At 64.8% G+C, this 23,926-nt stretch carries 23 protein-coding genes; 12 read left to right on the forward strand and 11 right to left on the reverse strand.

All coding sequences use genetic code 11. The annotated features are described in order from the left end of the window. Positions 1–61: 61 nt before the first annotated feature. The 5 genes from AC54AG_RS07870 to AC54AG_RS07890 all read right to left on the reverse strand — a co-directional run bounded on the left by AC54AG_RS07870 (position 62) and on the right by AC54AG_RS07890 (position 3,017). Entirely contained in the window at positions 62–346 is a 285-nt protein-coding gene (locus AC54AG_RS07870) for a DUF6881 domain-containing protein (protein ID WP_331776479.1), read from the reverse strand. 131 nt (positions 347–477) lie between these two features. Further along, complete coding sequence (locus tag AC54AG_RS07875) at positions 478–750, reverse strand: pentapeptide MXKDX repeat protein (protein ID WP_046682828.1); 273 nt, start codon at positions 748–750, stop codon at positions 478–480. A gap of 83 nt (positions 751–833) precedes the next feature. Continuing rightward, positions 834–1,610, reverse strand: a complete 777-nt coding sequence (locus tag AC54AG_RS07880) for a molybdopterin-dependent oxidoreductase (protein WP_496629950.1) — start codon at positions 1,608–1,610, stop codon at positions 834–836. A 4-nt stretch (positions 1,611–1,614) separates the two neighbouring features. After that, a complete protein-coding gene (locus tag AC54AG_RS07885; RefSeq protein ID WP_338678819.1) occupies positions 1,615–2,211 on the reverse strand; it encodes a cytochrome b/b6 domain-containing protein in 597 nt (198 codons plus the stop codon). Continuing rightward, the gene (locus AC54AG_RS07890) at positions 2,211–3,017 is read right to left on the reverse strand and encodes a DUF1223 domain-containing protein (RefSeq protein ID WP_072453487.1); all 807 of its coding nucleotides are present in this window, start codon (positions 3,015–3,017) and stop codon (positions 2,211–2,213) included. Before AC54AG_RS07890 ends, AC54AG_RS07885 begins: the two co-directional genes overlap by 1 nt. Before the next feature lie 131 nt (positions 3,018–3,148). Here AC54AG_RS07890 and AC54AG_RS07895 point away from each other — a divergent pair, with 131 nt between their 5' ends. The 10 genes from AC54AG_RS07895 to AC54AG_RS07940 all read left to right on the forward strand — a co-directional run bounded on the left by AC54AG_RS07895 (position 3,149) and on the right by AC54AG_RS07940 (position 14,388). After that, entirely contained in the window at positions 3,149–3,733 is a 585-nt protein-coding gene (locus tag AC54AG_RS07895) for a sigma-70 family RNA polymerase sigma factor (protein WP_051991721.1), read from the forward strand. Further along, entirely contained in the window at positions 3,730–4,377 is a 648-nt protein-coding gene (locus AC54AG_RS07900; protein ID WP_072453486.1) for an NrsF family protein, read from the forward strand. The genes AC54AG_RS07895 and AC54AG_RS07900 overlap by 4 nt, the downstream gene beginning before the upstream one ends. A 375-nt stretch (positions 4,378–4,752) precedes the next feature. Then, entirely contained in the window at positions 4,753–6,252 is a 1,500-nt protein-coding gene (locus AC54AG_RS07905; protein ID WP_496629951.1) for a DUF4331 domain-containing protein, read from the forward strand. Between the two features lie 13 nt (positions 6,253–6,265). Further along, positions 6,266–6,514, forward strand: a complete 249-nt coding sequence (locus AC54AG_RS07910; RefSeq protein ID WP_128143105.1) for a hypothetical protein — start codon at positions 6,266–6,268, stop codon at positions 6,512–6,514. Positions 6,515–6,580: 66 nt separating this feature from the next. Then, complete coding sequence (locus AC54AG_RS07915) at positions 6,581–7,792, forward strand: tetratricopeptide repeat protein (protein ID WP_496629952.1); 1,212 nt, start codon at positions 6,581–6,583, stop codon at positions 7,790–7,792. Beyond that, entirely contained in the window at positions 7,789–8,991 is a 1,203-nt protein-coding gene (locus tag AC54AG_RS07920) for a HupE/UreJ family protein (protein ID WP_496629953.1), read from the forward strand. Before AC54AG_RS07915 ends, AC54AG_RS07920 begins: the two co-directional genes overlap by 4 nt. Positions 8,992–9,119: 128 nt before the next feature. Continuing rightward, positions 9,120–9,629, forward strand: coding sequence for a sigma-70 family RNA polymerase sigma factor (locus AC54AG_RS07925; RefSeq protein ID WP_219328914.1), 510 nt, complete (start codon positions 9,120–9,122; stop codon positions 9,627–9,629). Continuing rightward, on the forward strand, positions 9,626–10,612 hold the full coding sequence (locus tag AC54AG_RS07930) for a FecR domain-containing protein (protein ID WP_496629954.1): 987 nt from the start codon (positions 9,626–9,628) through the stop codon (positions 10,610–10,612). Before AC54AG_RS07925 ends, AC54AG_RS07930 begins: the two co-directional genes overlap by 4 nt. Positions 10,613–10,705: 93 nt before the next feature. Further along, positions 10,706–13,174, forward strand: coding sequence for a TonB-dependent siderophore receptor (locus AC54AG_RS07935; RefSeq protein WP_496629955.1), 2,469 nt, complete (start codon positions 10,706–10,708; stop codon positions 13,172–13,174). Beyond that, positions 13,174–14,388 (forward strand): PepSY-associated TM helix domain-containing protein, encoded by a 1,215-nt coding sequence (locus AC54AG_RS07940; RefSeq protein ID WP_496629956.1) that lies wholly within the window; start codon positions 13,174–13,176, stop codon positions 14,386–14,388. The genes AC54AG_RS07935 and AC54AG_RS07940 overlap by 1 nt, the downstream gene beginning before the upstream one ends. A gap of 4 nt (positions 14,389–14,392) precedes the next feature. On the opposite strand, the gene AC54AG_RS07945 is transcribed toward AC54AG_RS07940, so the two are convergent. Then, positions 14,393–14,938 carry an RNA 2'-phosphotransferase gene (locus tag AC54AG_RS07945; RefSeq protein ID WP_496629957.1) on the reverse strand — a complete coding sequence of 182 codons (546 nt, stop codon included), beginning with the start codon at positions 14,936–14,938 and terminating at the stop codon, positions 14,393–14,395. 17 nt (positions 14,939–14,955) lie between these two features. Beyond that, on the reverse strand, positions 14,956–17,034 hold the full coding sequence (locus AC54AG_RS07950) for a TonB-dependent receptor (protein WP_496629958.1): 2,079 nt from the start codon (positions 17,032–17,034) through the stop codon (positions 14,956–14,958). 110 nt (positions 17,035–17,144) lie between these two features. Here AC54AG_RS07950 and AC54AG_RS07955 point away from each other — a divergent pair, with 110 nt between their 5' ends. After that, positions 17,145–18,368, forward strand: a complete 1,224-nt coding sequence (locus AC54AG_RS07955; RefSeq protein ID WP_496629959.1) for a response regulator — start codon at positions 17,145–17,147, stop codon at positions 18,366–18,368. Here AC54AG_RS07955 and AC54AG_RS07960 read toward each other — a convergent pair. Both AC54AG_RS07960 and AC54AG_RS07965 read right to left on the reverse strand, forming a co-directional pair. Continuing rightward, positions 18,353–18,733 carry an immunity 22 family protein gene (locus tag AC54AG_RS07960; protein ID WP_496629960.1) on the reverse strand — a complete coding sequence of 127 codons (381 nt, stop codon included), beginning with the start codon at positions 18,731–18,733 and terminating at the stop codon, positions 18,353–18,355. The genes AC54AG_RS07955 and AC54AG_RS07960 overlap by 16 nt on opposite strands. After that, entirely contained in the window at positions 18,734–21,427 is a 2,694-nt protein-coding gene (locus AC54AG_RS07965; RefSeq protein WP_496629961.1) for a polysaccharide deacetylase family protein, read from the reverse strand. It lies immediately after the preceding gene. A 160-nt stretch (positions 21,428–21,587) separates the two neighbouring features. On the opposite strand from AC54AG_RS07965, the gene AC54AG_RS07970 reads away from it, so the two are divergent. Then, entirely contained in the window at positions 21,588–21,710 is a 123-nt protein-coding gene (locus AC54AG_RS07970) for a hypothetical protein (RefSeq protein WP_255206395.1), read from the forward strand. Between the two features lie 19 nt (positions 21,711–21,729). Here the strand turns inward: AC54AG_RS07970 and AC54AG_RS07975 are convergent, their stop codons facing one another. Next, complete coding sequence (locus AC54AG_RS07975; RefSeq protein WP_456130787.1) at positions 21,730–22,794, reverse strand: ABC transporter substrate-binding protein; 1,065 nt, start codon at positions 22,792–22,794, stop codon at positions 21,730–21,732. Positions 22,795–22,842: 48 nt separating this feature from the next. Next, the gene (locus AC54AG_RS07980) at positions 22,843–23,916 is read right to left on the reverse strand and encodes an ABC transporter substrate-binding protein (protein ID WP_496629962.1); all 1,074 of its coding nucleotides are present in this window, start codon (positions 23,914–23,916) and stop codon (positions 22,843–22,845) included. Between the last annotated feature and the right edge of the window lie 10 nt (positions 23,917–23,926).

Consider the following 23,926-nt stretch of genomic DNA (forward strand, 5'->3'; position numbering starts at 1 on the left):
AGCTTACACCAATCGGCGCGGATCATCTTGATTTGGCAACGCCAAGCAAGCTTGCGCCGCACTAGCATTGATTGCCTAGCGCCTGGCGCCACGCCTGCTCGAAGTCCGCCTGGCAAATTTCCACCCCGGAAAACTCGGCATGAGCATTGATCTCGTCTAGCGGTGGGACTGGCACGCTCCCCAGTTCGACAGCCATCGATGCCGCTGTAACATGGGCGAAACCGACGCCGCCACCGATGAAAAATTCCAGTTTGCGCGTTTCATAACCATTACGGTCAAGCTCGGACATCAGGCGCACCGGATCAGCCTTGTTCTCATGGAACCATGTGACGTCGATATAGCGCATCGGAAAATTCCCGCATTGAGAGAAAGATAATGCAAATATAGCATGCCCCAATGGAACTCTGATGCAACTAGCGTCGCTGTCAGCTTCGGTCGAGGCTGACAGCGGCGCAAGGCAAGCCGCCTTACTTATCCTTACTTGGCCATCGCATCCTTGGCCATGCCATCTTTCTTCATTTCATCCTTTTTCATGCCGTCTTTCGCCATGCCATCCTTGGCCATGTGATCCTTTTTCATGTGTTTCTTGGCCATCGGCTTCTTCATACCGTCCTTGCCCATAGCATCCTTGTGCATGGCGTCGGCCGAAGCATCCTTGGCCATCGGATCTTTTTTCATGGCGTCCTGGGCGAAAGCGGCGCCCGACATGAGGATGGCGGAAGCGATGATGGCGGTGATGGTGGTTTTCATGATAAGTCCTTGTCTCAGTGTGGGATGGGCGAGATTGCCCGGTGGTAAAGCTGTTGCTGTGCTACAGGTGTTGCCAAAAGTAATCAAGAGCCGCCGAACCAGTTGTATCCCTGATTCTCCCAATACCCTCCCGGGTAGGAATTCGTGACGAAAATCGCCTGGATGTGCTTGGGGTTCTTGTAGCCCAGCTTGGTCGGCATGCGCAGCTTCATCGGGTAGCCATACTTGGGCGGCAATTCCTGGCTGTCATACGTCAGGGCCATGATGGTTTGCGGATGCAGGGCCGTGGCCATGTCGATGCTCGTAAAATAATCGTCGGCGCACTTGAAGCCGATGTATTTGGCCGTCGTGTCGGCGCCCACCCGTTTGAGGAAATGGGAAAACGGCACGCCGCCCCACTTGCCGATGGCGCTCCAGCCTTCCACGCAGATGTGGCGCGTCACCTGCGTTTCCTGCGGCAAGGCGCGCAGCTGCGGCAGGGTCCACGCTTTCTTGTCGGCGATCAGGCCGCTCAATTCCAGGCGCCAGGCCTCGCCGTCAACTTCTTCCACTTCATCCTCGCCGTAATACGCGTTGAAGGGAAACGGTCGCGTGATCATGGAATCGGGATACGTGGGCGCCAGCTTGCTCGGGTCGAACAGCCAGCCTTGCACCTTGTCATTGAAGCGCGACACCGCCGTCAAGGCTGTCTCGATGCCGGTCGGGTCGCTGGCGTTGCAGCCCGTCAGCAAGGACAGGCCGCCCAGGGTCAAGCTGCGCTGCAGGAAAAGGCGGCGCGACGGCTGCTTGATCTGGCGCAAGGCGTCGGCCAGCATGGCCTGGCCCTGCTCTTGCACGATGATGGTTTTTTTCATGCTCATCTCCTTAGCGGCCGCGCAGCATGGCGACCAGGGTGCGCGGCACCAGCGCCACCATCAGCAGGTGCACGCCGACAAAGCCCGTCAGCAGTGCCATGGCGATGAAGTGGACCCTGCGCGCGCTCTCGTAGCCGCCCATCAGCTCGCGCAGCAGGGGAAATTGCACGGATTTCCACAGCACCAGGCCGGACAGCACCAGCACGATGCAGTCGAGCATGACGAACAGGTAGGCGGCGCGCTGCACCATGTTGTAGTGGCGCGGGTCCGCATGGGCCAGCTTGCCCTTCAGCGCGGCGATGAAATCAGCCAGCAGCAAGCGCGGCGACAGGGGAAAGAACTGGCGCCGCAGCCGCCCCGAGACGATATTGATGATCAGATACAGCAAGCCATTGGCCACCAGCAGCCACATGGCGGCGAAATGCCATTGCAGGGCGCCGCCGAGCCAGCCTCCCAGGGTCAGGACGCGCGGCAGTTCGAACGGGAAGAACGGCGCCGCGTTATAGATGCGCCAGCCGCTGGTGGCCAGCACCACGACGGCCACGGCGTTGAGCCAGTGCGTGATGCGCAGCCAGGCTGGATGGATCACGCTTGCTTGTCCGTTCATCACATCGCTCCCTTCGCGCAGGATGCCGTGCTGACGGCTTGCAGGATGGCGCTGCTGTCGCTGCGCTGCACGAAGGCCACCGCTTGCAGCTGCTCCGGGCGCCAGCTGGCGGGCAGCTTGACTTCACGGCGCAGCTGGGCACGGCCTTGCTCCAGCGCAACTGGCCCCAGCCACAGGCGCACGGCCGCATCGTGATGCAGGGTGGCGCCGCGATTTTCGCCGCGCAGCACTTTGGACACGATGGCGCTTTCGCTGATGGCCACGTACAGTTGGCCGCTCGTCTGCGCGTCCGGCGCGCTGGCATTGGCTTCAAGCACCAGTTTCCCACCGGGCCCCGGCGTGGCGGACAGGCCGATGTTGACGGGCGCGGCGGTGGCGTTGATGCGGCGGATGGCGGCCGGCAGTTGCGTATCCCAGCTGCGCAATTCCGTGCCGCCCACAAAAAACTGGGGCGTGTAGGCCACGTGGCGCGGCTGGTGGCGCAGCAATTCGGCCTGGCGCGCATCAAATTGCGCCTGCGCCAGCGGGTCCGTCCAGCCGATCTGGTCCCAGTAGGTGACGTGCAAGGCCAGCGGCACGATCAGGCTGGCCGCTCCCGCTTCCTTGCGCAAGGCGCTCAGGCGCTGGTCGGCGGGTGGGCAGCTGGAGCAGCCTTCGCTGCTGTAGAGCTCCACCAGCGCCGCCGTCTGCGGCCCGCTTTGCACGGCGCAGCGCTGGCCGACTGCCATTTGCGCCATGGCCGGGGCGACCACAGCCATGCTCAGTACGGGTAAAAGCAGTGTTGCAAGGCGGTGCTTGATGTCCATGGTCGTTACCCGGTATATTGAATTAAGAAGCGTGCTTGCCTGTCAATTCGCCGCATGCCGCGGATTGGTTACAGCCACCCTCCATTATTTTTTGAATTTATTTTTTTCAACGCCTGTCACCAAAGGCCTGCATGCAACGAATACCTGTAAGCGAACACCTGCATGGCACGGAATTGCGGCTGCATGGCTTGATGCTGCGCGGGCTCGATGGCGATGCGGCGGCCTACCGCAGTTTTTTGCAGGCAAGCAGCCAGCACTTGCGCGCGTTTTTCCGGCGCCGCCTGCTGCGCTGGCCGGACGAGGTGGAAGACCTGGTGCAGGAGTGTCTGCTGGCCATCCACAACCAGCGCCTGACCTACGATACGGGTGTGCCGCTGACGTCGTGGATCCATGCGATCGCGCGCTATAAGTTGATCGACTGGCTGCGCCGGCATGGGCGGCGCGAGGCGCAGCACTTGCCGTACGACGAAGAAGATAGCGCGCAGGAACTGTTTTCCAGCGCCGATGCCGAGGCGGCCGAGGCCAGCCGCGACCTGGGCAAGCTGCTGACCACCTTGCCGGCGCAGCAGCGCGACGCCATCGTGCATACCAAGCTCGACGGCTGGTCCGTGCGCGACACGGCCGCGGCCATGCAGATTTCGGAAGCCAGCGTCAAAGTGGCAGTACATCGCGGCTTGAAGGCACTGGCAGCCAACTTGAGGATAACGACACCATGAAAACCGATGACTTGATATCCATGCTGGCCAACGGCCCCGACGTGGCAGCCGCCCCGCCCCCGGGCACGCACTGGCGTGCCGCGTCCACGTTGGGCGCCGGACTGCTGGCCAGCGTGACGCTGATGGTCATGCTGCTGGGCGTGCGGCCCAATTTGGAACAGCTGGCCCTGCTGCCCGACTTCTGGATCAAGGTCGGTTTCGTCATCTGCCTCTCCCTGGCGGCCTGGCACGTCAGCCGCCGCCTGTGCGTGCCGGGCGCCGCCACGCGCGCCCTGCCCCTGCTGCTCGCCATGCCGCTGCTGCTGATGTGGGCGCTGGGCGCCATCATCCTGCAGGCAGCCCTGCCCGAACAACGCGCCGAGCTTTTCTGGGGCGCCACCTGGCGCAGCTGTCCCTTGCTCATCGCCCTGCTGTCGCTGCCCATCCTGGCCGCTGTGCTGCGCCTGATGCGCCAGCTGGCGCCCACGCGCCTGCGCCTGGCCGGCGCTGCCGCCGGGTTTGCCGCCGGCGCCATGGCGGCCCTCGTGTACTGCCTGCACTGCCCCGAGCTGGCCGCCAGCTTCGTCGGTTTCTGGTACGTGCTGGGCATGCTGGCGCCGACTGCCATCGGCGCGGCCATCGGCCCCAAAGTGCTGGCCTGGTAAGCGCACTCTCCCCGCAAGCGGGGCGCCGGTCAAGCGGATTTCGAGCGTCTATCGTCTCCATATCCGCATACTCAAGCATTCCCACGCGCCCCGTGCACGCCTTCGCAGACACTGCGACATAGCGCAACAGGCTATCGCCATCACTGGCGGCGGCGTCTCTTCTTGTCCACAAAATATTTTTTCTTACTGACGTGCAATATCCACGTAGATTCGACCTCGTGCGCCAGCCCCCTGACGATCGACGGCCGTTCATTCCGCTGCCTAAAAATAATTTGCAAGAAATGAATCCGATCGTGCTGGCGCCCCGTACAACTGATGCAGCCCCGTAATTCCCGCTAGTCCTACGTATGCACATAACAATCAGGGAGAATCGACATGTCATTGTTACACTCGAAAACCGCACTGGGCGCCGCCCTCCTGGGCAACCTGCTGGCCTTGGCGATTGCGCCATCGGCCTTCGCTTCCAGCCACCGCGAAGCACCGTTCATCACGCAAAACCCCAAGGTCGACGCCACCGACTTCTATATGTTCCGCAGCTATGAAACGGGGCGCGGCGCCTACACCACGCTGGTGGCCGACTATATTCCCCTGCAGGATGCTTACGGCGGGCCGAATTACTTCGCCATGGACCCGAACGCGCTGTACGAAATCCATATCGACAACAATGGCGACGGCAAGGAAGACCTCACCTTCCAGTTTCGTTTCACCAACACCATCAAGGATGGCCAGTTCACCGTGGGCGGCAAGAAGGTCTCGATTCCGCTCGTCATCAACGGCGGCGCCATCGATTCCGTCAACCCGGCCGGCCTGAACGTGCGCGAAACCTACAGCGTGACGGTGGTGCGGGGCGACCGCCGCACGGGCACGCGCAGCAGCGTCACGAATGCCACGGGCGGCGGCACGACCTTCGACAAGCCCGTCGACAATATCGGCAACAAGGCCATTCCCAACTACGCCGCATATGCCGCTCAGCATGTGTACGCCGTCAATATTCCCGGCTGCGCCACGCCGGCGCGCCTGTTCGTCGGCCAGCGCAAGGACCCGTTCGTCGTGAACTTGGGCGAAACGTTCGACTTGATCAACATCAAGGCGCCCGCCACGGAGTTTGCCGCGAATGCGGAGTCGGCCGCCAAGGATGACCTGGCCAAGAAAAACGTCACGGCCATCGAAATGGAAGTGCCGACCGCCTGTCTGACGGCCGGTGCCGACCCCGTCATCGGCGGCTGGACCACGGCCAGCCTGCGCCAGGGACGTTTGCTGAATCCTGCTCCCGGCACGGCCACCGCGGCGTCGAAGGAAGGCGGCGCGTGGGTGCAAGTGTCGCGCCTGGGCATGCCGCTGGTAAATGAACTGGTGATCGGCCTGAAGGACAAGGACCGCTTCAACGCCAGCAAGCCGTCGGGCGACGCGCAATTTGCCGACTATGTCACCAACCCGACAGCGCCAGCCCTGGTGGAGGTGCTGTACGGCTCGGCCGGCGCCAAGGCGCCCACCAACTTCCCCCGCAACGACCTGGTCGCCACCTTTTTGACGGGCATCAAGGGCGTGAACCAGCCCGTCACCGTGACGGCATCGGAAATGCTGCGCCTCAATACGTCCATCGCCGCCACCAACGTCGGTGCGCAGAACCGCCTCGGCGTCATCGGCGGCGATAACGCGGGCTTCCCGAACGGCCGCCGCCCTGGCGACGACGTGGTCGACGTCGTCCTGCGCGTGGCCATGGGCAAGCTGTGCACCCTGAACATCGGCTGCGCCCCGGCCGACGCTCCAGCCGGCGGCTTGCACTTCACGGATGGCGCCTTCCTCGACGAAACGTCGTTCACGGCAGGCTTCCCCTACCTGAAAAATCCCGTGGCCGGTTCGCCGCAGCTGTAACCAGGAGAACGCGATGAAAAAGCTCTATGTATGCGGCGCCCTGGCGCTCACGGCCCTGCTGGCCGGCTGCGGTGGCGGCGGTAGCAGCCACGGTGGCGATAATGGCGACGGTGGCGTCAATCCTCCCCCCGTCGTCCTGCTTGACGCATTTTATGTGGCCGTCAGCAACGTCATCCTGACCACCAGCGATGACAAGGATGGCGTCGGCATCGACGCCATCATGGCGACGTCTCCGGACAATACGGAGCCGGTGCCTCTGTAAGCCCCATCGGGCGCCGGGGAGTCAGCTCCCCGGCGCCCGTACCCATTCCCGTCGATGGCGTCCACGATGAAAACACCGATTTCCCTGCTGTGCGCCTGTTTGCCCTTGCTGGCATGGGCCGCGCCCTACACGCCAAAAGATGGCAGCGCCGTCATCGAACAGCTGCCGCGCCGCGCCGATGCCACGCAGCTGGCCCTGCGCGGCCTGCGCCAGCAACTCGACGCCAAACCACAAGACCTGGCCCTGGCCAGCGGCCTGGCGCAGCGCTACATTGCCCTGGCCCGCAGCGACACGGATCCGCGCTACCTGGGCTATGCGCAAGCGGCGCTGGCGCCGTGGTGGCGGCAACCGGCGCCGCCCGTCCCCGTGCGCCTGCTGCGCGCCACCATCTTGCAAAGCACCCACCATTTCGGCCCCGCGCTGCAGGATCTCGACGCCGTCATCGCGCAGGAGCCGGCCAACGGGCAAGCGTGGCTGACGCGCGCCACCGTGCTCACCGTGCAGGGCGACTATGCGAAAGCGACCGCCAGCTGCGCCCGGCTGTCCGCCTTGACAACGCAGCTCGTCACCGTCACCTGCCTTGCCAACATCGCCAGCGTCACGGGCCGCGCCGCCGCCAGCGAGCGTTTGCTGGACCTGACCTTGCAGCGTAGCGCCGGCGCGGCGCCCGAACTGGAAAGCTGGGCCGCAACCCTGCTGGCGGAAATGGCCACCCGGCGCGGAGAGTGGGCGCTGGCCGAAGCCCGCCACACCAAGGCGCTGGCGCAGCAGCCGCACGACAGCTATCTGCTGGGCGCCTACGCGGATTTCCTGCTCGACCGGCAGCGCCCGCAGGAAGTCGCCAAGCTGCTGAAAGAGCAGCAGCGCATCGATGCCCTGCTGCTGCGCTACGCGCTGGCCCTGCAGGCGCTGCCCGGCCAGCAGCCGGCCTTCCTGGCGGCGAAAGCGGAGCTGGCGGCCCGCTTCAACGCCGCCATGCAGCGCGGCGACACCGTGCACCAGCGCGAACAGGCCCGCTTCGCCCTGTTTTTGCAGCAGGATGTTCCCGCCGCCCTGCAACTGGCGCAGAAAAACTGGGCCATCCAGAAGGAAGTGCCCGACATGCGCATCTTGCTGGAAGCATCGCTGGCCGCGCGCAACTATACGGCGGCACAACCCGTGCTGGCCTGGATCGCGGCCAATGGCGTGGAAGACGTGGCCTTGCAGCGCCTCGTCAGGCAGCTGGGGCCACAGGATGGCGCAAAAATCAGTGCTGCGAAGAAGGCAGGTGTACTGTGAAGCGATACCTGTTCATCCTGCTGCTGTGCGCCTGGCTCTCTCCCGCACAAGCCCACAAGCCCAGCGACAGTTACCTGAGCCTGGAGGTCCACGGCCAGCAGATCGAAGGACAATGGGATATCGCCCTGCGCGACCTCGATTTCGCCATCGGCCTCGATGGCAATGGCGATGACGCCCTGACCTGGGATGAAATCCGCGCGCGCCACGAAGCCATCGCCGCGTACGCGCTGCAGCGCCTGCAAGTGGCCAGCGACCAGGGCGCATGCCCCTTGAAAGCCGTCGAGCAGCTGATCGACAACCATACCGACGGCGCCTACAGCGTGCTGCGCTTCCAGGCCAGCTGCCCCGGCGCTGCGCCGGCCAGTCTCGCCATCGGCTACACCTTGTTCGCCGACCTCGATCCGCAGCACAAGGGACTCGTCAAAATCGATAGCGGTGGCAATACGCAAACGGCCATCTTCGACCCGGACAGCCCGCGCCAGACGCTTTCCCTGGCCGCGCCCGACCGCCTGGCGCAGTTCGGCGCCTATGTGAAACACGGCGTCTGGCATATCTGGATCGGCTACGACCATATCCTGTTCTTGCTGTCCTTGCTGCTGCCAGCCGTGCTGCTGCCTCAAGCCCACCAGTCCACACGCTCAAACGTGCCGCAGAATCCGTTGCCCCCCGCAGCGGAGAGCCGGGGTCGGACCCGGCGGGTCCGACCCCAGGTCTTGAGCTGGGTGTTAAGAGGCGCATTCATCGACGTACTGAAAGTCGTCACCGCCTTCACACTCGCCCATTCCATCACCCTGACCCTGGCCAGCCTGTCGCTCATCTCGCTGCCATCGCGCTGGGTGGAATCGGCGATCGCCGCCTCCGTGATCCTGGCCGCGCTGAACAACCTGCTGCCGCTGTTCCGCGGCAAGCGCCCCGTAGCCGCCTTCGCGTTTGGGTTGATCCACGGTTTCGGCTTTGCCAGCGTGCTGCGCGACCTGGGCTTGCCGCAGGGTTCCTTGCTGGCCAGCCTGCTGGGCTTCAACGTGGGCGTGGAACTGGGCCAGCTGGCCATCGTCGCCGCGTTCCTGCCCGCTGTCTGGCTGCTGCGCAAGACGTGGCTGTACCGGCAAGTGCTGACCGTCGGCTCGCTGGCCATCGCCCTGGTGGCGGCCGTCTGGCTGGTGGAGAGAGTGGTCGACATCAAGCTGATTTCAAGCTGATGGCGTTGTTGGACAGCCACTAGCCGGCCACAAGCCGGCCACAAGCGCGCACAACCGGGCTACAATACGAACAATTCTCAATCGCATCAAGGCCTGTTTGTCCGCGGACCATGGCATGGAAAGGTTGCATGCTACGCCCCGAACTGGAACTGCACCGGCAAATCGAAGTGCTCTACAGCGACCACCACGGCTGGCTGCAGGGCTGGCTGCGCCGCAAGCTGGGCAACGCCTTCGATGCGGCCGACCTGGCGCACGACACGTATCTGCGCATCCTCGCGCGGGGCCGCGCGCCCGGACGCGACGAATCACGCCAGCACCTGGCGCAGATCGCCAATGGCCTCGTGGTCGACCTGTTCCGCCGCCGGCATATCGAATCAGCCTACGCGGACGCCATCGCCGCGCAGCCGGAAGCGGCCGCACCCACGCCGGAAATGCGCGCGCTGATCGTCGAGGCACTGATGGAAATCGATGCTATCCTCGCCAGCCTGCCCGCTAAAGTGCGCGACGCCTTCTTGCTGTGCAAGCTCGAAGGCATGGGCTACGCCGACATCGCCGCGCGCCTGGACGTTTCCGTCTCGTCGGTGGAAAAATACATCGCCCGCGCGCTGCTGGCCTGCTGCGCGGCGCAATTCGCATGAGCTCCCAGCTGGACAGCGCCCCCATCGCCCCCGCCGCGCTGCAGCGCGCCGCCGAGTGGATGGCGCGGCTGTGGGCGGAAGACGCCAGCGCGGCCGATGCCGACGCCTGCGCCGCCTGGCGCGCCGCCCACCCCGAACACGAACGGGCCTGGGCCCGGCTGCAGCGCTTCGCCCGGCAATTCGACACTTTGCCGCGCGACGTGGCGCGCAGCGCCCTGGCGCCGGCGCCGCGCCATGCCGCCGGCCGCCGGCGCGCCCTGCAACTGCTGGGGCTGATCGCAGCGGGCGGGGGCACGGCCCTGCTGGCGCACGAAACGGACTTGTGGCAGCGCGCCGCCAGCGACTACCGCACGTCGGTCGGCGAGACGCGCACCATCGTGCTGGCCGACGGCACGCAAGTGGTGCTCGACACGGCCAGCGCCATCGACGTGCGCTACGGCGCCAATGAACGGCGCATCGTGCTGCACGCGGGCGCCATCCTCGTCACCAGCGCGCACGAAACGGCGCCCGTCTACCGTCCGCTGCTGGTGGCAACGCCGCAAGGCACGGCCACGGCGCTGGGCACGCGCTTCAGTGTGCGCCTCGATGACGGCGACAGCCGTGTCGCCGTGTTCCAAGGGGCAGTCGCCCTGCAGCCGATGCAGGACGGCGCCCCCTCGCTGCACCTGCAGGCGGGCCAGCAGGCTGGCTACACGCGCCTGGAAGTACAAGATGTGACGAACGTCGAAAACAGCGCCGCCGCCTGGACCGATGGCAGCCTGGTGGCCGAGCGCATGCCCCTGGACGAGCTGCTGGCCGAGCTGGGACGCTACCGCCACGGCATGCTGCGCTGCGACGAATCGATCGCCGGCCTGCGCGTGACGGGCGTGTATTCGCTGCGCGACACGGAACGCTCGCTGGCCAACCTGGCCGCCAGCCTGCCCGTGCAGCTGGTTTACCGCACGCGCTACTGGGTCAGCGTGGGGCCGCGCCAGGCCGCCTGAAAAAATAAGTGAAAAAACGTTGAGGGTTTTGGCTTTTCGTTCGGAATACGGGAAGAACCGATTTTTTCCCGCCACTTTCCAAGGATTTGCACCATGCCCCCTCGCCTGACCGCACCCGCGCACAAACTGCGTCCGTTTCCCCTCGCCGCCGCCATCCAGGCCTTGTTCCTCGCAGGCGCCGCCGTGGGCGCCGTCGCCGTCACGGCCCCTGCCGCCTGCGCGCAGACGGCCGACGCGACGCAAGCGAAGCGCCAGTACGCGGTCCCCGCCGGACCGCTGGAACGGGCCTTGACCACGTTCGCCAGCGCGGCCGGCGTGGAACTGTCGGCCGACGCGGCCCTGTTGCAGGGCAAGCGCAGCGGCGGCCTGGCGGGCAGCTACACGGTGCGCCAGGGTTTCGAGGAACTGCTGCGCGGCCAGGGCGTGCGCGTGGTGGCGGGCGCCAATGGCGCGTATGCGCTGCGGGCGGAGACTGCCCCTGCACCGGCAGCCACGCCGGCCCAGGCCAGCGCCACCCTGCCCGCCATCACCATCAATGCCAGCAGCGAACGCGAAACGGCGACGGGTCCCGTGCGCGGCTACGTGGCGCGGCGCGCCGGCTCGGCCACCAAGACGGATACGGCGCTCAATGAAAACCCGCAATCCGTGTCGGTGGTCACGGCCGATGAAATCAGCGACCGCAATGCCGAATCGCTCGACGAAACCCTGCGCTACACGGCCGGCGTGACGCCGAACCAGCGCCCGCTGGGCAGCGACGATTCCTCGCTGCTGCGCGGCTTCACCATCGAGACGAACGGCATCCTGCAAGATGGCTTGCGCAATTCGGGCCGCACTTTTGGCGCCTCGATCGAGCCATACGGACTGGAACGCCTGGAAGTGCTGCGCGGCCCCGCATCCGTGCTGTACGGGCAGATTCCGCCGGGCGGCATGGTCAACGCCGTCAGCAAGCGTCCCAGTGCGGACGCCGTGCGCGAAGTGGGAATTGAGTACGGCAGCTACCAGCGCCGCCAGCTGAAAGCGGACGTGGGCGGTGCGCTGGACGCGCCAGGCGCCTGGACTTACCGGGTCGTCATGCTGGGCCGCGAAGCCCATACGCGGCTGGACCGCGACCGCGACAACCGCCTGTACTTCGCCCCCTCGCTTACCTGGCAGGCAGGCCCCGCCACGCGGTTGACTTTGCTGGCCCGCTACGAGCAGGACAACCAGCAGTACGCGTTTCCGAATCAGCTGCTGGTGCCTGGCCCGCGCGGCCAGGTCGACCCAAGTGTGAACCTGATGGGCGACGATAACCGCTTCAAGCGCCGCAACACCATGCTGGGCTACGAGTTCGAGCACACATTCAACGATACCTGGTTGCTGCGCCAGAACCTGCGCTATACGCGCCTGAAGAACGACCGCACGGACATGTTCCCCGGCGGTCTGAACGACGACGGTACCGTTGATCGATATTTCTGGCCCGTCGACACGGACTCGAAAAGCCTGTTCGCCGACACGCAGCTGCAGGCGCGGTTTGCCACGGGCGGCCTGGCGCACCAGGTGCTGCTGGGCGTCGATTACGCGAACATCCGCAACACGGACGACTACCGCCACCAGCGGGGCTTCATCGAGCCGCTCGACCTGTACCAGCCCGTGTACGGCAAGCAGCCCCTGGTCCCGTCCAAGGCGCCCACGCGCGCCGATGCCCCTTCGCGCCAGCTGGGCCTGTACGCGCAGGATCAATTGAAATGGGACCGCTGGGTCGTCACGGCCGGCCTGCGCCGCGACAAGGCCACGCAATCGCGCGACGTCACGGACCTCAATACCGGCGCCGTCAAACCCGACTACCACCAGTCGCCATCGGCCACCACGGGCCGCCTGGGCGCCGTCTACCTGTTCGATGGCGGCTGGGCCCCGTATGTCAGCTATGCCAGTTCATTCTCGCCCGAACTGGGCACGGCGATGGGCGGCGGCGCCTTGAAACCGTCGCGCGGCAAGCAGTTTGAAGCCGGAGTCCGCTACGAACCCGTAGGCCAGCGCGCCAGCTATACGGCAGCCGTGTTCGACCTGGTGCGCGACAATGTCTCCACGTCCGACATCGGCAATCCGGGTTTCCTGCTGCAGACGGGCCAGGTCAAGTCGCGCGGCGTCGAACTGGAAGCGCGCACGGAGTTCGCCAGCCGCCTGAGCCTGATCGCCCAATACACCTACCTCGATACGGAGGTCACAAAGAGCAACAATGGCGACCTGGGTTTGCAGCAAGCGGGCGCGCCGCGCCATAGCACCTCGGCCTGGGCCCGCCAATCGTTCACGCTGGCCGGCAGCCTGCCCGCGTATGCGGCGCTGGGCATGCGTTTTCTCGGCGCCATGCGCTCGAATTCCGATGGCGAAAACCTGAACATCCGCAATGGCGGCATCACGCAGTGGGATGCGGCGCTGGGCGTGTCGCGCGGGCCGTGGCAGTTTGCCCTCAACGTCAACAATGTACTGAACAAGCAGACCCTGTATGACTGCGGCTACCTGCCTAACCTGTGCTACCGCAATGCCGAACGCACGGCCAACGTCAGCGCGATGTACCGCTTCTGATGCCATCGCTGCACATGCGCCCCGTCCTGGCGGCGCTGCACCGCTATGCCGGCCTGCTGATGGCCGGCTTCCTCATCGTGACCGGCGTGACGGGCAGCGCGCTCGCGTGGAAGGATGAACTGGAGGCGGCCATGCTGCCCGCCGTCTTCCGCGTAGCGCCGCCAATGCACGACGCCGCGCCGCTCGACGCCCTGCAGCTGCGCGAGACGATCGCCGCGCGCTTTCCCCAGGCGCAGGTCAGCTACGCGCCGCTGTCTGCGCCACAAGGCCACAGCATGGTGTTCTACCTGCGCCAGTCCGGCAATGCGCCGCTGGCCAGCGACGAAGTGTTCGTCGATCCCTACACGGGGGCCGTGCTGGGCCAGCGCCGCTGGGGCGAGATCACCGAGGGCGCCATCAACCTGCTGCCCTTCATCGAGCGCCTGCATTACGCGCTGGCGCTGGGCGACACGGGCTTGCTGATGTTCGGCCTGATCGCCATCATCTGGACGGTCGACTGCTTCATCGGCGCCGCCCTGACCTTCCCCGCGCGCCTGAAAAAACGCTCGCCGGGCAGCAAACCTTGGCTGCTGCGCTGGCGCCCGTCATGGCTGCTGCGCCGCCATGGCGGCAGCTATAAACTGGTGTTCGACCTGCACCGCGCGGGCGGCCTGTGGCTGTGGGCCATGCTGCTGGTGTTTGCGTGGAGCGGCGTCGCCTTCAACCTGTACGGTGCGTATGCGGCCGTCATGCATCCGCTGTTTGCCCACCAGGGTGCCGAGGAAATCGTCGCGCGGCACACGCCGTCGCCGGGGCCGCAGCTGGACTGGCCTGCCGCGCGCACGCAGGGCCGCCAGTTGATGGACGCGCTGGCGCGCCAGCACGCATTCACCATCATCGAGGAAAACGCGCTGGCCTACGAACGCGCGCTGGGCGTGTACAGCTACAACGTGCGCAGCAGCCGCGACGTGCGCGCCCACAAGGGCCTGACCACCGTCTTTTTCGATGCGGCCAGCGGCCGGCAGCTGGCCACCTGGCTACCCACGGGTGCAGCGAGCGGCGACACCATCCGCAGCTGGATCAGCGCCCTGCACATGGCCTCGATGTGGGGCTGGCCTTTCAAACTGTTCATTTGCGCCATGGGCGTGCTGGTGGCGGGCCTGAGCGTGACGGGCGTGCTGATCTGGCGCCGCAAGCGTCAGGGGCAAGCCAGGGCCAAAGCGCTAAGTCATTAATTAGTCAGGGAAAGCCGATGAAGGCCACTGGCACTGCCGGCGTCAGCCACACGCCATTGTCGGACACGTAAAACACGTGGCCCTGCGCCAGCATGGCGGCCGCATCCACCGTCAGCACGACGGGCTTGCCATGGCGCGCACCGACGGCCACGGCCGTTTCGTGGTTGCTGGACAGGTGCACGTGGTTGCGCGATCCCGGCAGCAAACCGCCGGCGCGGATCGCGTCGACAAAGCGGCTGGCCGTGCCGTGATACAGCACGGCGGGCGGCGTGGACGGCGGCAAGCCGATATCGACGGCGGACAGCGAATGCCCCTGGTTGGCACGGATGCGCAAGCCGTCATCGCTGATGGCATAGCGCGTCTTGCTGTCGCGCGCCACCACCTCATCCAATTGTTCACGGGAAAGGCGGCGGCCATGTTGGGCCGCCAGCGCCAGCAGCTGGCCGATGTCGGCCCAGCCCTGGGGATCGAGCGCGAGGCCGATTTTTTCGGGCGCGTGGCGCAGTATGAGGGAAAGGAATTTACTGCTATTTACCAAATGATCTGTCATGCCGCAGTGTAGCCTTGTCAGAACGCATATGACAAGGTCAGGCGCACGGAGCGCGGCTCCACCGGATGGAAATGCCGGTCGTTCACGCCTTCCGCTGCTTCCCCAGGCAAACGCGACGCATAGTAATAATCAATGTCGCTGGCGCGCTTGTCGAACAGGTTGAATACGTCGAGCGAGACGCGCGTCTTGCGGTTGAGCTGGTAAGCCACTCTTGCATACGCAAGGGTGGTCGAGGCCGAGCGCACGCTGTTGTCCTCGATCAGGGGACGGGGGCCGAAGTAACGCAACTGGACGGCGCCCGACCACGGCCCCTGGTCCGTCACGGTCACGCCGAACGACGCCACCTTGTCGATGGAGCCTGGAATAAAATTGCCGGCCGGATCATTTTCCGTGTAGCGCGAGCGCGAAGCGGCCAGGTCCAGGTCGAACAGCAGCCACGGTGCGGCAATATAATGGTTGTTCCATTCGATGCCGTGGCGGCGGCTGGCGCGGCTCGCTTCCGTCTCGCCCGCGTCGCCGACGAACAGCAGTTCCGACGCGATGTCGAGGCGCCACAGGGCCAGCGAACTTTGCAGGCCCGGCAGCCATTCCGTGCGCGCGCCCAATTCCATGCCTTTCGTCGGCACCAGCGGCGTGACGGGCGTGGATGGCGTGCCGTCGGACAAGCGCGTCTGCGTCGTGCCGCGCGCATCGTTGCTGTGGAATCCCTTGCCGTAGTTGATAAAAAATTCCGTCTTGCTCCACGGCCCAAGTATCAATGACAGTTTCGGCGACACCACGTGGTCGTTCGCCGAGCCGCTGTTGCCGTCTATGCTGCTGTCCACCTTGAAACGGTAGGCGTCATAGCGCACGCCCGCCACGGAGCGCAGCCAGGGCAGCCATTGCACCGTGTTTTCGCCGTAGAGACCGATGCTGCTTTCGCGCACCCGGTCTTCGCGCACCGTGCTCTGCCGCACGCGCTCCACCGTGTTGTACAAGCCCACGGGCGACAGCCAGTCAAAACGCGCCTGCACGCCCAGCTTGTTGCGCAGGGGAAGACCGAACAGCTCCATGGTCCAGCTTTCGCTGGCGTTCACGCCGGCCACCGTGCGCCGCTCGCTTTGCTGGAACTGGTCGCCCTGTTCCGGATCGGCAAGGAAATACGTGAAGTCGCTGTTGAGTTCCAGCTGCGAGCGGATCAGGTAGGCGTCGAGCTCGAACAGCCGGTTGTCCGTGCGCTTGCGCATCGCGTACGACAGGCTGTAGCGCGAGGTGTCGCCGCCGTCGCTGGGCGCGAGGCTGCCGAAACGGCCGATCTGGCCCGATTCCACGGCGCGCAGCGGCACCTGGTCGGTGGCGTTCCAGCTGTTTTTATAGGCCATGCCCGTCACGCTGAAGCCGTCGTCTTGCGTGCCCTGGCTGTAGCGCAGCACGCCGCTGTATTTACGCACGCGCTCCGGCACGTCCCAGGGACCGCTGTTGCGGTGCACTTCCAGGCCAACCAGCAAGGTGCCTGACCCGGCAGAGAACGAATCGGCGACGACGCCGCGCACATAACCGTGCTGGCCGACGGAGACGCTGGCCTGCCCCTGCGGCAATTTGTCGGCCAGGCGGATGCGGGCGCTGCCTGCCGAGGCGAAATCGCCTTCGCCGGCGAAATACGGTCCCTTCTTGTAATCGATGCGCTGTACCAGCTCGGGAATGAGGAAATTGAGGTCGGAATAGCCTTGCCCGTGCGCATGCGTGCGCATGTTGACGGGCATTCCGTCGACGTAAGTGGCGAAATCCGTGCCATGGTCGAGGTTAAATCCGCGCAAGAAATACTGGTTGGCCTTGCCGTCGCCGCTGTGCTGGGTGACGATCAGCCCGGGCACGAATTCCAGCAATTCGCCCGTGCGCAAGGCGGGCCGGTTGACAATCAACTCAGTAGTGATGACGCCCTGGCTGGCCGCATCCGACGTGCCGACGGCGTTGTCGTAGTGGCCAGTCACGCGCACGGTGCGTGTTTCATCGGCAACTGGAGCCGCCTCGGACTGGGCCTGGGCCGCCGCCTGCCGCCCCAAGCCCAGCAATGCCAGCACACAAGCTGCTACCAGTTTGCGTTTTCTCAATCGCATCGCGTCTCCAGTTTTTATGATGTCAGTATGGGTCCAGGGCTTGGTCTAGCCTACCGGATATATACGCGGCCGGCTGCTTGTTTGGATTCAGCATTTTTCAAGGAGCGACCGTGGAACTGAGCGACAGTGCCGGCAAGGCAACGAAAACCGCCGCCGCGGCCGTACGCAAGCGCGATGCGCTCCCCTACATCCTGCTGTTCATCCTGCTGGCGGGCTTGCTGGCCGTGACGGCGGGCGCCCTGCTGCCGCCCTACTACCAGGCCGTGCCGGCCCTGCTGTGGAGCCTGGGCTTTTGCGTCAGCGGCATGCTGCTGGGCTTTTTGTTCGGCATCCCGCGCAGCCTGCCCTCTGGCACCGTCAGCGCCGCCCCTCCCGACGAGCGGAACAATGGCAAGAGCCGTCCTACGGACGAGCCACCGGCCGCAGGGACCGACACGGCCGCCGCCGCCCCCAGCAATACGCTGTTCCTGGGCACGCCCACGCCCATGGAAATCAATTCGAATCTGGTGGAAGTGTCGGACTGGCTGACGAAAATCATCGTCGGCGTGGGCTTGATCGAACTCAAAAGCCTACCCGGCAGCGCACGCAGCATGGCCGCCTTTATCGCGCCCAGCCTGGCCACGGATACGGCCACGGCGATGGCGGTGGTCGGCGGCATCATGCTGTTCTTTTCCGTGCATGGTTTCCTGATCGGCTACCTGCTTACACGCATCTACCTGTCCATCATGATCAAGCGGGCCGACAGCATGGTCAAGAACGAATCCGTGCGCCTGGAGAGCGGCAAGGAAATCGAGGTGACGGAACTGAGCCGCTTGCAGCAAAAGTCGCTCGACGACATGCAGGAAGCCGTCACGCAGCTGCTGCTGGCCTACCCGTCCGATGGCGGCGCGCCAGTCACGGCCCTGGCCGGCGTGCCGACGGGGCAAAAGCCGTCCAGCCTGGTGCTGTGGCTGGACGACCATCCGCGCAACAATACCTTGCTGGTGGAACAGCTGGAACGGGAAAACATCAAGGTGGACCAGGCCGTGTCGACGCGCCAGGCACTGGCCATGCTGCAACAGAAACCGTATGCGCTGCTGATCACGGACATGGCAAGGGTGGAAAACCGCCGGCGCATCAAGGATGCGGGCGTGCGCACGGTGCGCGAAGTGCGCCAGACCTTGCCGGAACTGCCCATCGTCGTGTATTGCAGCAAGGATACGGTCGCCAGCTACGGCACGGAAGCGCAGGCGGCCGGTGCCCGTTTCATCACCACCTCGGGCACCAGCCTGCTGGCGGCAATCAACAAGTTACTGCATGAGCAACGCGAGGATGGTGTTCAACCACCGGCGTAGGCGTAGCTGCCCACGTAATGGAGCGAACTGCGCTGCGGGTGCGCCAGCTGATTCGGCGCAAACACGCAGACGGCCGTGTCGGCCAGCAAGCCCTGCCCATCCGCGTCCGCGCACGCCTGCGCCAGCCAGCTGTCGGGATACGACACGCCATCGAGCAACTGCGCCAGCGGCACTGGCGACGCCAGCATGGCGCTTTCAAAACAGGCCGGCTCATAACACGTGAGGCCCGTTTCGAGGATGAATGGCGATGGCACGGCATCGCCATCTTCCGTGTACGTGGGCGACAAATATGCCTGCAGCGCTTCCCAGCTGGGGAAACGGCCGCTGCCGGCAAACACGTGGACGATGGGCAAAGTAGTGGCCAACTACAGCTTCTCCATCTTTTGCCGCACGGCCGGCGCCGTCGCCGCCGTCGGCGCCAATTCCAGATAGGTTTTATAGGCGGCTTTGGCCTTGGCCGCATCGCCAGCCTTGGCATACGCGTCGCCCAGGTTCAGATAGGCAATGGCGCGCGACGGGTCCATCTTGACCGTGTTTTCAAACCAGCGGGCCGCTTCGCGGTATTTTTCCTGCTTGTAGAAAACAAAGCCCAGGTTGTTGGCCGCCAGCGCGAAATCGGGACGCAATTTCAGCGCTTCCGTAAATTGCGCTTCCGCCGCCGCATACTGTTTCTCCTTGTACAGCTGCAAGCCACGGTCGTTGGCTCGCTGCGCCAGCTGGCGCGTCGAGCTCGGCACGGCGCCCGGCGTGACGATCTTCTGTTCGCCGCCCTGCAAATCCTTGACCGTCACGCTGGCCGCCGCCGGCTTGGCGTCGAGCTTGCTGTTCAGGGCAATGGCTTCCGTCGACAGCTGCGTCGTGTTCGGGCTGAGGAATTCCGTCTCGCCTGGCAATTCGAAGACGAAATCGCCCCCTTCCGAACCGGGCAAGCTGCCAAACGCGGGCGTCTGGTTCGATACGCTGGACACGGCCGGCGCCACGTAGGCCGCCAGTTCCGTCGCCGTGATCAGGCCGTCGCCGTTCAGGTCGCCCTTGCCCGCCAAACCTTGCAGCAGGGTCCACGTGAACACAGAGTGGCCGTTCGGCCCGCCATCGGCCACGAGCTGATCGCCGCCGCCGGCCGTCAGCATTTGCCGGCCGATGCGCTTGGCGTTGTCGCGCAGGAAGGAGCTGGAACCGGCGCCACGCGTCAGGCCCAGGCCGCTATAGCAGGCGTCCATGACGAAGAAAGCGTGCTTGGCCGTCAGGGACTCCGCGATATTCTGGATTTCCGTCATCGGGATCGCATCCGTGGCGAACTGCGCCGGGTCGGAATCGACAGGCACGATATAGCCGAGGTCGCGCCCCGAGCTCAACTTGCGCGTGGCGCCGTGGCCGGCGAAGAAGACGAAGATACGGTCATTCTTTTGCACGCCGCCATGGGCCAGCTTGTCATGGAAGGCGGCCAGGATGTTGTTGCGCGTCGCTTCGCCATTCTTCAGGGTGACGACACGCTCGGGCGCGAACGCAAACTTTTCGATCAGGGTTTCGCGAATGCCTTGCGCGTCGCGCACCGCATATTGCAATTTCGGCCATTTCGCATAATCGTCGATGCCGATCACGACGGCCCAGGAATTGGCGTAACCGGTGGTGACGGGCACTTTTTCCGGCGCGGGCGCCGTGCTTTTCGCCACCTGGAAGCTCGTGCCATCCCAGCCTGCGAATTGATAGCCTTCGGCGATCAGCTTGTCGAGCACAGCCGGCAAGGCTTTGACCGTGCGTTCGTGGATGTCGTGGAACAAGATGATGCCGCGTCCCGCCTTGTCGACGGACGCCAGCACCCGGTTCGTGATGGAACTAGGCACGGGATCGGCCCAGTCCAGGGAATCGATATTCCACATCACGGATTTCAAATGCGCATCGGCCAGCGCGGCCATGCCTTCGCTGTTGCGCGCGCCATACGGAAAGCGGAACAGCGCGGCCCGCTCGGGGCTGATGGCTTTCAATAAAGTGTCGGTGCCGAGGATTTCGCCTTTCAGCTTGTCGCCAGTCTGCTTGGATAACTGTGCGTGGCTGAAACTGTGGTTGCCCACGGCATAGCCCTCTTTCATCAGCTTGCGGCTCACTTCCGCGCCCGCGTTCAGCTTGGCGTGGCCTTCCGCGTCCAGGCTGCCCAAGTTGCGGCCCACGTTGAAGAACACGGCCGGCACGCCATATTGTTTCAAAATGGCGCTGATTTCTTCCGTGTAGCGACGGTGCGGGCCATCGTCAAAGGTCAGCACGATGGTTTTCTTCGGCAAACCGAGGCCAAAGATTTCCGCCTCATCTTTTTTTGGCGCCGGCTTGGCTTCCGGAATGGAACCGGCCGGTGGCACGGTGTAAGGCACGACGATGCCGTTTTCCTTCAAAATCTGCTCGCGGCTGTAGAGTTTTTTCAGCTGCGCCACGTAATCGTCCCACCGTTCTCGCTTGAGCTCGATGGCGCGCTGGCCCAGGTTGCCGAAGATCTGCCGGATTTCCTTTTCGTAATTGCGCTCGATCTCGCCCAGCGCATCGAGGTCTTCGGAAATACGCTTGTGCAGCTTGATCGCCGGCAAGGACGAATCCTTGGCCACGTCGGCCAGCATGCTTTGCAGCAGTTCGCGGAACGCCAGGCGGTCCGCGTCGTACAGGCCCGGATCGGACTCGATATACGTCAATAAACCGTCGAGCGCCTCGAAACGGCCCGGATTGGTGGGCGCCGTCAGTTGGTCGAGCGCGGCATCGAGCTTGGCGATGCGTTCCTGGTTTTCATGGAACAGCGCCTGCCCCACCTTGCGGGCTTCGTCGCGCGCGCCTTCGGGCAAGCTTTGCTCGTCGGCCAGCAGCACGATGATCTTGCGGAAATTGCCCAGCAAGTCGCGGAACTGGCTGGCCACGGCGGCCGTATCGACGGTGGACTGGGGCGCGGCGGCCGGGGTGCCCGAGGCCGGGGCGCCTGGCGTGGCGGTGGCGGCTGGGCGGGTAAACGTGTAAATGCCGGCCCCAGCGGCGAGCGCCACGACGACGGTGGCGGCGATCTTGATCGGCTTGGAAGTCACAGGCTTGTCATTCCCTTCACATACTATGCATAGAATTCGGATGGCGCGGATGCGCAGATGCATAATTGTAAAGCACGCCTGGCACATGCTCAGCCCGCACGCTGAATTTCGGCAATAATATGACGGCAAACCTTCAGCGAACGTAGAAACGGAAAAGACGATGCACAAGAAACTCTGCGCCGCGGCGCTGATGCTGGGCGTGGCCCTGATGCTGCTGCAACTGCGCGCGCATGCGGGCGACGACGTGATCAATGTGGCGGGACGCGTGTGCTTGCCGCACTGAACCACGCCCCACGGCCGCACTACACCTTGGCCGGCTCCCAGTAATTGGCCAGCCCCAGCTTTTTAAGTCCTGCAGCGACAAAACGCGGTTCCAGCAATTCTTCCGCCGTCAAAGGCTGGCGGATCAGCTTTTGTTCCTGCGCAAACGCCAGCACCCGGCGGTAATGGCGGTACACGGCGTCGTCGTACAGGGGCGACCAGCGCTCCTTCCACTGCAAGCCCGGATCGTCGTAGCTGCGCCGCACCACGCTGTCGGGCGTGCCGTTGCGCGTGCCATCCTTGATGATCGCTTCGCGGTTGCCATCGAGCGCAGCCCAGTGCTGGGCCCGCAGCCAGGCCGTGGCCACCAGTTCGGCGATATCGGGATGGGCTTGCGTAAAGTCGCGCCGCGCCCACAGCTCCGCCCGCATCTTGCGTTCCGGCAGCCCCTTGCTGGACCAGATGATGCGGCCGATGCCCTTGTCTTCCAGCGGATAGCCATTGATCATGAACAAGGCATCGACGGCGCCCGTGGCCAGCGCGGCCGTGCCCGGTTTCAAGTCCATATTGATCAAACGAAAATCCGTGGGTGACATGCGCTGGTCGGCGATCAGCTGGCGCAAGCCCAGTTCCCATGGCCGGCCCCGGTGCACACTGATGCGCTTGCCCTTCAGCTCGGCTAGGGACGTCGCGCGCGAACCGCTGGGCACCAGCAGGAACTGGTCCGTGCCCCGCCCCGCCGGCACGATCACCTGCGTGCGCACGCCGCCCGCGTTGAGGATGACGGACGGCAAGTCGCCGTACGCCGCCATGTCGATGCGCCCACTGGCGAACGCTTCATTCATGGTCGCGCCCGTGTCGCCCGTGACGGGCAGCCATTCCAGCCGCACGCCCCGCTGCTTCAGTTCGCGCGCCAGCCAACCTTCTTGCTGTACCCGGTAAGCGATGCCGCCCAGCTGCGCCTTGCCGTTTTCCGCAAAGCCCGTCGAGGCGATGCGCAGGGCCGCCGGCGGCGCCCCCGCCCCTTTCGCTGCCGACACCGCCGACACCGCCTGCCCCGCCAGGGGCAGCAAGGCCAGCCCGCCCATCACCGTGCGTCGCCGCATCGCATTCTCCTCATCATCGAACATGGCCACTGTTGACGTGCTTCCCGCTCAGGCCGCACGGCGCGTCTGCGCCAGCGCCGCCTCGAAAGGACGGGGATCGATCCAGGCGCGCACGTCGACCTTGCTGGGCAGGAAATTCCAGCGGAACAAAAAGTCGCTGAAATCCTGCAAGCCGGCGACCGACGTTTCCGCCAGGTCCGTGTCCAGCCGCAGATGGGCATCCTTGCCGTACGCCACTTGCACCCAGTGCTCGCTGGCATTCGATTCGCGCGCGAGGAAACGCCGCGTCTCGTCCGCATGGCCGCGCGCCCACGCTTCCGCCCGCAGCACCTGGTCGACCAGGGTCACGGCGGAATTGAAATGCCTGTCGAGCAGGTGCGCATCGACGCTCAAGGTGCGCGGCGTGCCGTTGTTGGCGCGGATCAAGGGTTCCGGATGGATGCCCGTGTCGATCACCGTGTGCAAGCCGAATTGCTGCGCCAGCTGCGCGGCAGACGCGCCTTTCAGGAAGATGGCGTCCACCTCGCCCCGCAGCAGCCCCAGCAGTTCGGGGCTTTGGCCGCCGCGCCGCGTACCGCTGAACAGATTCGTTGCCGCGCCCTTCTCCGGCGCCGTTTCGCTCTGGCCCGTGTTGACCACATAATCGACCAGTTCCACGTCGGCAACCGCCAGCCCTTCCAGGCTCAGCGCGTTTTCCAGCCCACGCAAGGCTTGCGCGCGCGCAAAGTCGATCTGCGCCTTGGCCCATAATGGCAAGCCGAAGCGCCGCCCCTTCAAGTCGCGCACGGTCTGGATGCCGCTGTCGGGCAGGGTCAATATCAGCTGCGTCTCGTCCGACCACGACAGTCCGATCACGCGCGTCTCGCGTCCCGCCGCGCGCGCCCACAGGGCGGGAATGTTGCCACCGTGACGCACGGAATTTTGCAAGGTATGGTCAAAATGCGATTCGCGCACGGCTTCCTGGTCCGATTCGCGCAGCGAGCGCAAGCTGGTGCCTTCGGCGCGCAACGCTTCTTCCAGCCAGCCTTGTTGCAAGGCTATCCCCAGGCCAGTGGGAACGGGGCAGCGCGTGTACCACAGGGTGTCGAGTGCTTGCTTTTCTACTTGATTTTCATTGCTCATCTTATATCTC

It is taken from the genome of Janthinobacterium sp. BCJ23, assembly GCF_059617945.1.

Coding starts and splice junctions, on each gene's coding strand:
- AC54AG_RS07905 (WP_496629951.1), top strand. CDS start 4,753: ATGTCATTGTTACACTCGAAAACCGCACTGGGCGCCGCCCTCCTGGGC.
- AC54AG_RS07945 (WP_496629957.1), bottom strand. CDS start 14,938: ATGACAGATCATTTGGTAAATAGCAGTAAATTCCTTTCCCTCATACTG.
- AC54AG_RS07875 (WP_046682828.1), bottom strand. CDS start 750: ATGAAAACCACCATCACCGCCATCATCGCTTCCGCCATCCTCATGTCG.
- AC54AG_RS07900 (WP_072453486.1), top strand. CDS start 3,730: ATGAAAACCGATGACTTGATATCCATGCTGGCCAACGGCCCCGACGTG.
- AC54AG_RS07925 (WP_219328914.1), top strand. CDS start 9,120: ATGCTACGCCCCGAACTGGAACTGCACCGGCAAATCGAAGTGCTCTAC.
- AC54AG_RS07930 (WP_496629954.1), top strand. CDS start 9,626: ATGAGCTCCCAGCTGGACAGCGCCCCCATCGCCCCCGCCGCGCTGCAG.
- AC54AG_RS07915 (WP_496629952.1), top strand. CDS start 6,581: ATGAAAACACCGATTTCCCTGCTGTGCGCCTGTTTGCCCTTGCTGGCA.
- AC54AG_RS07935 (WP_496629955.1), top strand. CDS start 10,706: ATGCCCCCTCGCCTGACCGCACCCGCGCACAAACTGCGTCCGTTTCCC.
- AC54AG_RS07940 (WP_496629956.1), top strand. CDS start 13,174: ATGCCATCGCTGCACATGCGCCCCGTCCTGGCGGCGCTGCACCGCTAT.
- AC54AG_RS07870 (WP_331776479.1), bottom strand. CDS start 346: ATGCGCTATATCGACGTCACATGGTTCCATGAGAACAAGGCTGATCCG.
- AC54AG_RS07950 (WP_496629958.1), bottom strand. CDS start 17,034: ATGCGATTGAGAAAACGCAAACTGGTAGCAGCTTGTGTGCTGGCATTG.
- AC54AG_RS07980 (WP_496629962.1), bottom strand. CDS start 23,916: ATGAGCAATGAAAATCAAGTAGAAAAGCAAGCACTCGACACCCTGTGG.
- AC54AG_RS07975 (WP_456130787.1), bottom strand. CDS start 22,794: ATGCGGCGACGCACGGTGATGGGCGGGCTGGCCTTGCTGCCCCTGGCG.
- AC54AG_RS07895 (WP_051991721.1), top strand. CDS start 3,149: ATGCAACGAATACCTGTAAGCGAACACCTGCATGGCACGGAATTGCGG.
- AC54AG_RS07890 (WP_072453487.1), bottom strand. CDS start 3,017: ATGGACATCAAGCACCGCCTTGCAACACTGCTTTTACCCGTACTGAGC.
- AC54AG_RS07970 (WP_255206395.1), top strand. CDS start 21,588: ATGCACAAGAAACTCTGCGCCGCGGCGCTGATGCTGGGCGTGGCCCTG.
- AC54AG_RS07910 (WP_128143105.1), top strand. CDS start 6,266: ATGAAAAAGCTCTATGTATGCGGCGCCCTGGCGCTCACGGCCCTGCTG.
- AC54AG_RS07885 (WP_338678819.1), bottom strand. CDS start 2,211: ATGAACGGACAAGCAAGCGTGATCCATCCAGCCTGGCTGCGCATCACG.
- AC54AG_RS07880 (WP_496629950.1), bottom strand. CDS start 1,610: ATGAGCATGAAAAAAACCATCATCGTGCAAGAGCAGGGCCAGGCCATG.